The 11,999-nt window shown below is 49.4% G+C and carries 12 protein-coding genes; 3 read left to right on the top strand and 9 right to left on the bottom strand.

The window, feature by feature from the left end:
• From sepS to VN429_RS04925, 9 genes are all read right to left on the bottom strand, one after another.
• Window positions 1–1,570 (bottom strand): O-phosphoserine--tRNA ligase (sepS, locus tag VN429_RS04965; RefSeq protein ID WP_325630441.1); only part of this gene is annotated, 1,570 nt, incomplete at its 3' end.
• A 7-nt stretch (window positions 1,571–1,577) separates the two neighbouring features.
• Entirely contained in the window at window positions 1,578–2,459 is an 882-nt protein-coding gene (gene twy1, locus VN429_RS04960; protein WP_325630439.1) for a 4-demethylwyosine synthase TYW1, read from the bottom strand.
• Between the two features lie 40 nt (window positions 2,460–2,499).
• Entirely contained in the window at window positions 2,500–4,167 is a 1,668-nt protein-coding gene (gene argS / locus VN429_RS04955) for an arginine--tRNA ligase (protein WP_325630436.1), read from the bottom strand.
• Window positions 4,167–5,438: a peptide chain release factor aRF-1 gene (gene prf1 / locus VN429_RS04950; protein WP_325630433.1), complete on the bottom strand. Its 1,272-nt coding sequence runs from the start codon at window positions 5,436–5,438 to the stop codon at window positions 4,167–4,169. The genes argS and prf1 overlap by 1 nt, the downstream gene beginning before the upstream one ends.
• A gap of 78 nt (window positions 5,439–5,516) precedes the next feature.
• The gene (locus VN429_RS04945) at window positions 5,517–6,332 is read right to left on the bottom strand and encodes an alpha/beta hydrolase family protein (protein WP_325630431.1); all 816 of its coding nucleotides are present in this window, start codon (window positions 6,330–6,332) and stop codon (window positions 5,517–5,519) included.
• Between the two features lie 71 nt (window positions 6,333–6,403).
• Window positions 6,404–6,910 (bottom strand): NUDIX hydrolase, encoded by a 507-nt coding sequence (locus tag VN429_RS04940; protein WP_325630428.1) that lies wholly within the window; start codon window positions 6,908–6,910, stop codon window positions 6,404–6,406.
• 3 nt (window positions 6,911–6,913) lie between these two features.
• Window positions 6,914–7,576 (bottom strand): 7-cyano-7-deazaguanine synthase QueC, encoded by a 663-nt coding sequence (gene queC, locus VN429_RS04935; RefSeq protein WP_325630424.1) that lies wholly within the window; start codon window positions 7,574–7,576, stop codon window positions 6,914–6,916.
• The gene (locus tag VN429_RS04930) at window positions 7,577–8,185 is read right to left on the bottom strand and encodes a 7-carboxy-7-deazaguanine synthase QueE (RefSeq protein WP_325630422.1); all 609 of its coding nucleotides are present in this window, start codon (window positions 8,183–8,185) and stop codon (window positions 7,577–7,579) included.
• The gene (locus VN429_RS04925; RefSeq protein WP_325630419.1) at window positions 8,172–8,585 is read right to left on the bottom strand and encodes a 6-carboxytetrahydropterin synthase; all 414 of its coding nucleotides are present in this window, start codon (window positions 8,583–8,585) and stop codon (window positions 8,172–8,174) included. Before VN429_RS04925 ends, VN429_RS04930 begins: the two co-directional genes overlap by 14 nt.
• Window positions 8,586–8,743: 158 nt before the next feature.
• Between VN429_RS04925 and VN429_RS04920 the strand changes: the two genes are divergently transcribed.
• The 3 genes from VN429_RS04920 to VN429_RS04910 all read left to right on the top strand — a co-directional run.
• Window positions 8,744–9,172 carry a 30S ribosomal protein S12 gene (locus tag VN429_RS04920; protein WP_109968460.1) on the top strand — a complete coding sequence of 143 codons (429 nt, stop codon included), beginning with the start codon at window positions 8,744–8,746 and terminating at the stop codon, window positions 9,170–9,172.
• Window positions 9,173–9,177: 5 nt separating this feature from the next.
• On the top strand, window positions 9,178–9,765 hold the full coding sequence (locus tag VN429_RS04915) for a 30S ribosomal protein S7 (RefSeq protein WP_325630415.1): 588 nt from the start codon (window positions 9,178–9,180) through the stop codon (window positions 9,763–9,765).
• Window positions 9,766–9,810: 45 nt separating this feature from the next.
• A partial coding sequence (locus tag VN429_RS04910) for an elongation factor EF-2 (protein WP_325630413.1) occupies window positions 9,811–11,999 on the top strand: 2,189 nt, incomplete at its 3' end.

The raw sequence follows: 11,999 nt of genomic DNA, 5'->3' as shown, positions 1-11,999 counted from the left end.
TCTCTGATCTGATCGTGAGGAAGATTGGTCCGCGGACATCAACCTTTCTGTTATTGTCAGTAATATATCTCATGGCATAAGGAGCGATCTTCAGGTTTATATCCCCTGGGAGCCGGGCCATTTTATACTGCACCGTCGTTCCCTCGCCACACATTGCTGCCATCTCAATAGATGCCACAGCACCTGCAGCAGCTGCCTGCAAGAATGAGAGACCTGCAGGAATTCCTTCTTTTCTGACAGTTGCAAACTTTTCTGTGTCCGGTACCCCAAGAATCGAACCATTATGAGCAAATATCTCATTCATGCAGGCAGGCCCGAGGAGTTTTGCCCCTTCTTCAGGCTCTTCTATATGGACAGAGATATTTTTACCAGAGATCTCCCCTTCCCATGCTTTGAATGAGCATGGACCTATCGCAGTTGCATTCGGAAGGGCTGCATCACAGATCGCACGAACAATCTGACGACCGGTTGCCGACGGTTCCTTTTCCAGAGCAACTGCCCGGGCGAGATCAGAATCTGAATACTGCCGGGGAGCAAACTGGGGAAAGCACATCTCGCGAACATCATTTGATCCGGAAGCGATCATTGCAAGCCGCTCTACTCCGAGACCGAGATTCATGACCGGGACACCGATTCCATATCCTGCCAGGGAAGATGGAGAGTAGATACCAAAGGTCGCGACCTCCACCCATCCATGTTTGGGATGAGAAGCATATACTTCAGTCTGGGTATCAGGCATGTAGTATTTTGAACGTTTGTCATCGGGTCTGAATTCAAAGTCAGTATACCCGAATGATGACAGTAATGCCCGGGCAACTGCTTTGCCATCCTCCATGGTGACATCCTCTCCTGCAACAACACAGGATGCCGAGTGGTAACTCATCAGTCGCTGAGCATCTTCGGCCTGTTCCCTGCGGAAACACCGATCTATCGAGAAAAGCATGATCGGATGGGGAACCTTCTCCCAGATAGAACCGAGCGTCTGAAACCAGCCGCTGGTCATATGAGAGCGGAGAGTCTGGCGGCCAGATTCAGGTTTCAACTCACGGAATTCAGGGAAGACCTGATCAAGAATCTCAACGACCAGTGCATCATCGGTCTTGAGAACTGCTGCAAGTTCATGTGTCAGGTCATCACCGTCAATTTCTGACTTCTTGTAGGCATGCAGAGTTTTTCTGAGTGCCTCTTCATCATCCACGGATACCTGACGGCCGATGATTCCTGATATCTTCTCTATCTGATCCTTCCCGATCCCGACATTCGGCCTTGGAAGCCCGCCAAGATAGAAGACACGATCAAGCACTGCCATGGCTTCTGGACCGAACTGGCGGTAAACCTCCTGCTCATCAACAATGATCGGGTTTTCTGCCTCGTCAAAGCCCATCGCAAGGTATGTCTCACGAAGTTTCTGGATCGTTGCAAATACCGGATGAGGGGTTGCACGCCTGTACTGAAGCCTCGGATATGTTCGATCTACTGACGGAGGCGTAAGGACTGACGGGCCTGCATGCCATGCAGCCTCATAATCTTCCTTTGCCCGCTGTTTGAACTCTTCAATATCAAATCTCATACTATCCTCATGCGTTCTCGATCTTCTCAAGACAGATGACCCGGGACTGGGAGTTTTCCCCTTTTATGGTGTAGTCACAATGTGGAAGGATCGTCTGGGCAAATGCCTCGATCTCAGCATGAAGAGGCATATGATTGATTGTGAGACGACGCTGGCTAAATCCCACATGCATATACGATTTCACCTCAACAAAGGAAGCACCGCTCTCCTGAATCAATCTGGCATACCCTTCAGGATCATGGTCATTGATCCCTTTAACGAGCGTGATACGAATTGCAGTTCTCGCCCCCTGATCCGCATCCTTCCCAAGTGATACCAGACTTTCCTGCAGCCGGTCCCAATAGTCTTCAAGTGGCTGGGCAACTTTCAGGTAGGTTTCCCTGTCGGTTGCTGTAAGTGAGACATACTTCTGGAACGGTCTGCATGCTTTGAGTTCTTCAGGGTTCGTTCCGTTTGATACGAGGAAGGTTGTACATCCCTTCTGATTAAGCATCTCAATCAGTTCAGGCAGATATGGGTACAGGGTCGGTTCACCTGAAAGGGAGATCGCAACCTGATCTGGATTGATCGCTTCATCCCATCGCTGGGGAGTAACTTTCGGAGAGATCTTGTACCCGGCAAGCCCTTTCTTCTGCAAAAACGGTATCTTCTTTACAATATCTGCCGGAGGAAGATCTTTTTCTCCCGGATGTTCATGCTCAAATGAACGCCAGCAGAAAAGGCACCGGTGGTTGCATTTAAGTGTGGGAGTCAGCTGAACACACCGGTGGCTGGAGATACCATAAAACTGGTGCTTGTAACACATCTCTCCCCCTGTCAATGCCCTTTTACACCAGAGACAGGGTTTGAGCGAAGCAGAAGAGGATGGATCAAAGAAGAGATATCCCATCCTTCGGAGGGAAATCTCAGGGCTGTGACCGTTTGGAATCTTACATCGCGCGGAGCGCATCTATCCCCAGTGTTTCAAGAGCCTCTTTCAGGGTGTTCCTGGTTGCCTCAACCAGAGTAAGACGTCGGTCCCTCACGGTTCCCTGTGCCTTGAGAACCGGCTCTGCATGATAGAATGAACCAAAAACGTCTGCAAGCTCTCGGGCATATATTGCCAGCAGATACGGTTTCAGTTCAGTGACTACCTGATCGATAACTTTGGGGAACCGGGCAATTTTTTTGGCCAGTGCTATCTCACCGTCACCTTCGATCTCATAACAGTGGGGGAACTCTCCAGCTTTGTCAAGAATACTACAGGCACGGGCATGAGCATACTGAATGTACGGGCCACTCTGTTTTTCAAAGTCAAGTGCTTCTTTCCAGTCAAAGACTGTGCTCTTTTCTGGAATGGTCTTGACAATATCGTATCGTATTGCTGCTGCTGCGACCCCTTTGGCAATTGTTTTGCGTGCCTCTTCATCAAGTTCAGGGCGCCGTACTGTTACCTCTTCCATTGCCCGCCGGCCTGCTTCTTCGATCAGTTCATCAGCAGAGATGAACGTTCCCCTTCTGGTACTCATGGAACCTTCAGGGAGAGAGACAAACTCAAAGAAGACGATCTCCGGGACAGTCTCACCAAGCAGATCCATGGTTGCCTGCAGTTGCCTGCCGATGAGTTTGTGATCAGCACCCAGAACATCGATCACCCGGTCAAAGTTACGACCTTTCCAGATGTGAAACGCGATATCACGGGCAGCATACACACTGGTTCCATCTGATCGCCTGAGGATGTACTTCTTCTCAAACCCGTACTTTGTAAGATCTAAAGCAAGTGTCTCCTCATGGACTGCTTCAGGCATGTGACCGATTCGGCCCAGTATCTTGCTGGTATCCCCGTTTCTGACAAAATCACTCTCAAACACAAACCGGTCATGGTGGGCATGGAGTCCGGCAAGAGTCTCCTTGAATCCCTCAAGGCACCGCCTAACCGGGCCTTTGAATCTGCGGATAATCTCATCATCCCCATCCTCAACCTTTTTCATCAGAGCATCGATTTCAGTGGTGAGCGATGGATCAGCGGTAAGATGTTTGTTTGCCTCGATGTAGACATCGGCGATCAGATGATCGCCTTTTCCCGGCCCATACACATCAGCATGCTGTCTGTCAATACCCCAGGCAACGATTGCAATCTGCCGGCCCATATCGTTGACATAATACTCCACTTCCAGTGGATACCCTGCCTTGCGGAAACACCGGGCCAGGGTATCTCCTATGATAGTGTTCCGTATATGACCGACATGAAGCGGGCCGTTCGGGTTCGCACTTGTGTGCTCAAGAACAACACGGACACTCTTTGGGGGAAGATTCCCATACCCGGGCTTGACTGCAGCTTTCAGAACATCTGCGCAGTAACTCCCCTCAAACGTGAAGTTGATGTACGGCCCGGTGGCCTCGGTACGGATATTCAGATCTTTGAGAAGACGATCTGATATGGCATCGGTAATCTCCTTGGCTATCTGGGCGGGAGCCATCCGCTTCTCTTTTGCCATGGCAAACGCCACGGTTGATGCAAGATCTGCATGTTCTCCACCATCAACCAGGAGAACATCTTCCCTACCGGTATACTCTTTGAGTACTCCGGCAACCTGTTCGCACAAGGAAATGTACATTAAAACCCTGTCCTGTATCTGAGTATTGCGGCTATCCCGCCAAACGCACTATATAACTGAGACCCTTCCTCAAAATCATCGGATATGATTGAAACATTGCTGTTGCTCTGGTCAGCAAGTTGGGTCAGTTCATCTATGATGTCAAACTCCTGTTCAAGCTGAAGCGGGGATGTGCACTTCGGACAGGGTCCGAAGTCAAGATCACTTGGATCTTTTCCTACTTCCATCTGGACCGTCTTCTGTTCTGTATATCCACAGGCATCACACTTGATAACCAGGCGTGATTTTCTGAGTTTATCAGATAAAAGGAGCATATCAACCGAGCCCAGTTCAAGGTTGGCCCTGACACTCTGTTCTCCATAGGCGGCAAGACCGTTGTCCTTGACAAGCTCCTTGAAGAACCGTTCCATGATGTGCTTCTCTTCAATAACGCTCTGACCTTTCAGGACATCCTCGGCAGCATCAACGAGCTCGGGAAGCCCGCTCTCATTGGTGTATGCAACATCAAAGAGTCCAAGAATCCGTTTCTGCACTTCGTGATGCAGGAACTGACCCTGTTCAAACTCTTCCTTTGTCGGGGACGGACCACCGATCAGTAATCCTTTAAACCGGTTGAAGTAGTCTTTCTCACTCAGGAATATCTCACTGGACCGCTCGCCCACTTTCTTATAGAAATCATTGATAGCAATCAGACGGAGGCGTTCGAATCGGATACTTGACTGACCACCTTTGCGCTGCTTTCCTGGCACCGTAGAGGTGGTTCCCCCAATCGGATCAATCCGGTTTCCACGCAGAAATCCCCAGTATGATTCTCTTCTGTCCAGAACCAAAAGACCATATACAGCCTTCTCTTCCAGCATGTCGCGGAGAGGTTCAAGCTCGAATTTGGAACTGCAACGGTACAAATAGAGGTTAATGGGCTGGGGCGGAAGCACCACATCACACTCAAGGTCCTGGCGATCTCCATGCTTGTTCACACTCCCGCAGAAGACAGCCATCCCTTCCGCTGGTGGCTTGTTATAATATTTGAGCCGGGCAAGAATGCTGGATATCGCACTCTGTACATTTGTCCGGGTCTGTTTCGATTTGATGTTGGCACACTGGCCAAACTCGTCCCGCAGCTGGGCGGTTACATCATAGATCTGCTTATCCGGTGGTATGTAGAGAGAGATCAGTTCGGTTCCACTGCCCTCTTTCGCCTCCAGCCGTTCAAGCATCTTTTTAAATTCATAACGCCGCCGTGCGTCATCATGTTCAACCGCTTCGCTCATGGCAACAAACCTGTATTGTAAGCTGGTATATATTGCCCCGGGCCGGTCTTAATATCTGCGGCGGATAGAAAAAGATAATTAGGTATTCAGATATTTCTGAAACTCGCCGCGTAGGGTCTGATCCACCTCATCATTGAACCCGTGCGTTCCGTTGAAGGTAAAAAATTGTGCAGACTTACCAAGAGTGGTCGCTAGTTTTTCTCCCAAGTCTATCGGGATAATCGGATCCTTTGGTGCGTGGAATATGAGTGAAGGCCTCGGTGCAATCCGTGGACCCATCACATCAGGATCAATACTGAGTAAAAAGTTCCTGACACTTCCCTGGTACTGATCACCCTGGCGCTCAAACCCTGATGTTGATATCCCGACATACCCGGCAGACTGGTTATCAATTGCAGTAGCCACAGCAGCATACCTTCCACCATTGGACTCCCCAATCATCCAGATGGGAATCTGACCATACCGTTCGTGAAGATATCGTTCTGCATCTATCATATCTGCAATAATCAGGTAGATCTGCGGCCATTCCCCTGCTGAGAATTTACCATAATCCTTCTCCATATTTAGCGGGTACCCCGAAGTATTGCCACCGTTGCCTCTCACATCAACAACCAGGACTGCATAACCCTGCCGGCCATACTCAAGCAGATGACCGATGTGGCCTGAAGCAGGAACTCCTGCACCCGGTGCCCAGACCGCACCCTCTTTCGGATGCTCGGGAGCGATGAGAACTGCTGATACATTTCCACCAAAATTGGTAAATGTCAGTTCCTCAACCGTGACATTCCCTTCAGTCTCAAGAGTTTTATTAGAGACCACCCCGTGAGGAATCTGCATGGTGAGAATGCCATCATCAGACACCTGGTATGCAGGTTTCACTGGCTGACTCTGCACACCAGTGCATCCGCAGACTATCAGAAACAGAATCAGAACAAGTATTATTGATAGTGGATAACAGCAGCCCCTCATATACACACCTTTCCGATACATCGTGCCACTGCTGCTATCGTTTTAGCATCAACAATCTCGCCGTCCCTGACCATTCGGCAGACATCTGATGTTTTCAAACGAACAGGTTCAATTATCTCATCAGCATCAGGAGCATACTCGCGTGAGGGAGTAAGCCCTCTGGCTTCATAAATAAAGATCCGCTCATCAGTAAAACCCGGAGTTGTATAGATAAATCCGCGGGGTATGAGTTCTCTGGCAGCGAGACCTGCCTCCTCGATCAGTTCACGTCGTGCTGTCTCAACGGGATCCTCACCGGCCTCCATGGTTCCGGCAGGTGCTTCAAGAATAAACTGATCGATCGCAAAACGCCACTGACGTATGAGATAGCAGTACTCCCCGTCAATAGGAAATATTACTACAGCGCCACTTGGCCTGACTACCACCGCCTCACGTTCCATGCCATTTGGTAGAGAAAAAATTGATTTTTCAACGATGAGACGCCTTCCCCGGTATATCTCCATAATTCACCGGTAGGGTATAGGATCTTCTATCCCGATCGCTGCAAACGCTTCCTGTCTGAAATGGCAGGAACCACAGACACCGCAGGCCATCTCTCCGTCCTGGTAACACGACCATGTGTCTTCATACGGGACACCAAGGTCCATTCCAATCTTCAGTATCTCTGATTTGTTGAGACGAACAAAGGGAGTCTTGAGTGAGATGTGAGTTTCAGGCCGTGTTCCCAGGTTTATTACCTGCTGAAAAGCCTCAATGAATTCCGGCCTGCAATCAGGGTACCCTGAATAGTCTGATGCCTGGACACCGATGTAGATCGCATCTGCTCCCCTGGCTTCGGCAAAACTCGTCGCAACAGAGAGGAGGTTTGCATTTCTGAAGGGTACATACGTCTGTGGAATTCCATCCCCTGCATCTGCATGCGATTTTACCGGCATTGACCGATCTGTCAGGCTTGAAGCCCCAACCTGGATTAGGTATGCAAGATTTACATCCAGGAACTCTGCTGCGTTGAGATGCCGAGCGATTCGCTTTGCACATTCACGCTCTTTATCTTCAGTGCGCTGACCATAGGTGAAGTGAAGGGCATAAATCTCATATCCTTCAGATTTTGCCAGGTAGGCAAGAGTAGATGAATCCATGCCACCTGAAAGAAGACATACTGCTCTCAATTATTGTACCCCGATAATTTTGTGAAGTTGTAACTGAAATCTAACCGGCAGGTTCTGATCCAGAATATATGAGACTATCTTCATAGGATCAGTCCCAAACACCGGTGACCAGAAGATCGTTCCTCTCACCGCATTTTGCTTCAGAGTCTCATGAGCGTATCTGAGATCCTCATCTGTGCCAATTACGTATTTGACCGAATCTTCAGACCTAATCCATGGAAGCAGACGAAGATTACTCATCTCCCCGGATGACGGACATTTGACATCCATACAGATGGTCGCATAATCCTGGCAGGACCTGAAATCCAGTGTTCCATTTGTCTCAATGGTTATCACATGCCCGGCTTCATGGAGCATTTTCAAAAGCGCAGGGAGATTTTGCTGGAGAAGAGGCTCGCCACCGGTGATACAGACGTGGGATACCACGGATTTCTGCACCTCTTCCATAATCTGTGTGAGATCCATTTCAATCCCGCAGTCATCCTGCGCGGCGCGAGTATCACAGTACCGGCACCGAAGATTGCATCCGGCAAAACGGATGAAGATTGTTGGATACCCGGAGGTGTCGCCCTCCCCCTGAATGCTGGTAAAGATTTCAGCGATCTTCATGTTTCAGCTCTGCATAGCAGGATGGTGACTCCCAAACCCTTATTGTCTCAACCCTGACATCCCGACCACTCGGAGCATATGCAGACTCGATTGAGTCACGAATGAGTTCTGCCAGAAGTTCGCTCGTTGGGTCCCCGGGAGTCTTAATTACCGGATGAAACTCTTCAATTCTCGGAACCATCGGGTCATCCTGGTTCAGAATAATCTGATGATCATACTTGTTGACTGCCTGTTTGATCTCATTATAATCAACCAGAATATTTGTTTGGTCATCAGTCCTACCAGTGATCCAGATCTCAACCTTCCACCGGTGTCCGTGAAGGTTGTGACATTTGCCCCGGTAATGAAGGAGTCGATGACTGGCATCGAAGGAGACTTCCTTGTAGAGCCTGATCTGCATATCATTATGTTAGACGGGAATACAACTATTATATTGCATAAGGGGTAACGTATACAGACAGGTTTCAAACTTAGCACGGTAATACGCATCTGTCGTGCATTTGGACAAAACCTCACCGATACCCGGTGTTTCCGTCGAAATTTTTACAGAGTGATGTAATGGGACAGGGAAAATTCGCAGCACGAAAGTTAAAGCGCGACTGGCATAGATTCCGCTGGAGCGACCCGCATTTCGCCCGCACAGCAGGCGGACTGAAGTTAAAATCAGATCCTCTTGAAGGCGCGCCACAGGGGCGCGGCATTGTTCTTGAGAAGATTGGTGTTGAGGCAAAGCAGCCCAACTCAGCAATCAGGAAATGTGTTCGTGTTCAGTTGATCAAGAACGGCCGTCAGGTATCTGCATTTGCAGTCGGCGACGGAGCCATCAACTTCATCGACGAGCACGACGAAGTCGAGATTGAAGGCATTGGAGGCCGTCTCGGTCGTTCAATGGGAGATATTCCTGGAGTCAGATACGTGGTCACTAAGGTGAACAATGTCTGTCTTCATGAGATGGTCATAGGGCGGAAGGAGAAGCCGCGCAGGTGAACGTGATGAGTGAAGAAACAGCGTCGGCCCCGGCACGCCTTCTTTTTAATAAGTGGGATGTGACTGAGGTCAATATCAAGGACCCGGGTATTGCACGATACGTGAACCTCACCTCGATGATGGTACCACACTCATGTGGCAGACTCACAAGGCAGGAGTTCAACAAGTCAAACATGCTCATCGTAGAGCGGCTTATCAACCAGCTCATGCGGACTGAGGTCAACACCGGCAAGAAGACACTTGCAATCCGCATCGTCAAGGATGCCTTTGAGATAATCAACAAGAAAACCAAAAAGAACCCGGTCGAAGTTCTTGTTGATGCAGTAGCAAATGCAGGTCCCCGCGAAGAGTCAGTAAGACTGAAATACGGAGGAATTAACGTTCCAAAGTCTGTTGATACCGCACCAATGCGCCGTGTCAACACTTCAGTTGGGCTGATTGGAGCAGGAGTATACTCTGCCAGCCACAAAAAGAAGAAGCCGGTCGCAGCAGCCCTTGCCGAGGAACTTATCGCTGCAGCAAACGGCGATCCAAAGTGTTACTCAGTAGGCAAGCGGGAAGAACGTGAACGTGTTGCAAAGTCTGCACGTTAGAGAACATTTCTCTCAATACTTTTTTCAGAGAATTTCAGGTGTAATATGAGCCGAGGGAAGAAAACGGTTGAGCGCGTCACGCAGCTCATGAACAAGCCGGAGAATATCAGGAACATCGGTATCGTCGCCCACATTGATCACGGGAAGACAACCATGTCTGATAATCTCCTGGCAGGTGCAGGAATTATCAGTGAGGATCTTGCAGGGAAAGCCTGTTGGATGGACTCTGATGAAGAAGAACAGGCACGTGGAATCACCATCGATGCATCAAACGTCTCCATGGTTCACGAGTATGAGGGCAAAGAGTATCTCATCAACATGATTGATACTCCAGGTCACGTGGACTTTGGTGGCGATGTTACCCGTGCAATGCGTGCAGTCGACGGAGCAGTCGTCCTTGTGGACGCGGTAGAAGGCACAATGCCACAGACCGAGACTGTTCTTCGTCAGGCACTCAAAGAGCGGGTAAAGCCGGTTTTGTTCATCAACAAGGTTGACCGGCTTATCAATGAGCTGCAGGTTGACGAGATGGAGATGCAGATCCGCCTTGGAAAAGTCATCGACAAGGTCAACAAACTCATCAAGGGCATGAACGAGGAGATGTACAACAACGGGTGGAAACTCGATGCTGCACAGGGAACCGTTGCATTCGGATCTGCACTCTACAACTGGGCAATTTCTGTCCCATACATGAAAAAGAGTGGGATCTCATTCAAGAATGTATATGACCACTGCAAGGCTGGTGAGATGAAAGAGCTCGCAAAGAAGAGCCCCCTTTGTGATGTTATCCTTGATATGGTCGTAACATTCCTGCCAAATCCACTCGAGGCACAAAAGCGGCGTGTTGGTGTGATCTGGCACGGAGATATCAACTCACCCGAAGGCAAGGGTATGTACAACTGTGACCCCAATGCACCAAGCTGCATGATGGTTACTGACATATCCTTCGATCCTCACGCAGGAGAAGTTGCAACCGGACGTCTGTTTGGTGGAAAACTCAAGCGTGGAGACGAAGTCTACGTCATGCAGTCCGCCAAGAAGGTCAACCGCCTTCAGCAGGTTGGTATCTTCATGGGTCCGACCCGTGTTGAGGTTCCTGAACTCTTTGCAGGAAACATCGCTGCAGTCACCGGTCTGAAAGACGCAGTTGTGGGATCAACTGTATCAAGTCTGATGGATATGACCCCGTTCGAGTCACTCGAACACTACAGTGAGCCTGTCGTTACCGTTGCTGTTGAAGCAAAGAACATGAAGGACCTTCCAAAACTGGTTGAAGTGCTCAGGCAGGTCGCCAAGGAAGACCCAACCCTTCGTGTCAACATCAATGAAGAGACTGGCGAACACCTCATAGCAGGAATGGGAGAACTCCACCTTGAGATCGTTACCGGTCGTATCAAGCGTGACAAGAACGTGGAGATCGTCACTTCAGAGCCGATCGTGGTTTACCGTGAGACTATTGTCAACAAGCTCGACAGTGCTGTTGAAGGAAAGTCTCCAAACCGCCACAACAGATTCTACTTCATTCTCGAACCAATGCCGGATCATGTTGTTGAGCTCATAAAGAACCATGAGATCTCAATGAACCAGGAACAGCTTGAGCGTCGTGACGCAATGGTCAAGGCTGGATTCGAGAAGGATGAAGCCAAGAACGTCAAGGATATCTACGGCACCAATATGCTTCTTGATATGACCAAGGGTATCCAGTACCTCAATGAAACCATGGAACTTATCATTGAAGGTATTCACGAGGCACTTGACGGTGGTCCACTTGCAGACGAGCCGGTCCAGAACCTTCTGATGAAACTGGTTGATGTCAAGCTTCACGAGGATGCTATTCACCGTGGACCTGCACAGGTCATTCCTGCAGTAAGAAGTGCAATCAAGGCAGGTCTTCTCCTTGGAAATGACTCACTCCTTGAACCTATGCAGAAACTTCACATCACCGTCCCACAGGACTACATGGGTGGAGCCACCGCACAGATCCAGAGCCGCCGTGGCCAGGTCTTTGATATGACCAGCGAAGGAGATACCATTACCGTCGTTGGAAAGGCACCGGTAGCTGAACTCTTCGGATTTGCCGGAGATGTCAGGTCTGCAACTGAAGGACGTGCCATGTGGAATCAGGAATTTGCAGGATTTGAGCTCGTTCCAGCTGGTATGGTCAAAGAAGTAGTGATTGAGATCCGTAAGCGCAAGGGTCTCAAAGAAGAGATGCCTAAAGCATCGGATTATCT

The organism is Methanospirillum sp. (genome assembly GCF_035560735.1).
Taxonomy (GTDB): domain Archaea; phylum Halobacteriota; class Methanomicrobia; order Methanomicrobiales; family Methanospirillaceae; genus Methanospirillum.
This window is presented reverse-complemented; position numbering and strand designations above follow the sequence as displayed.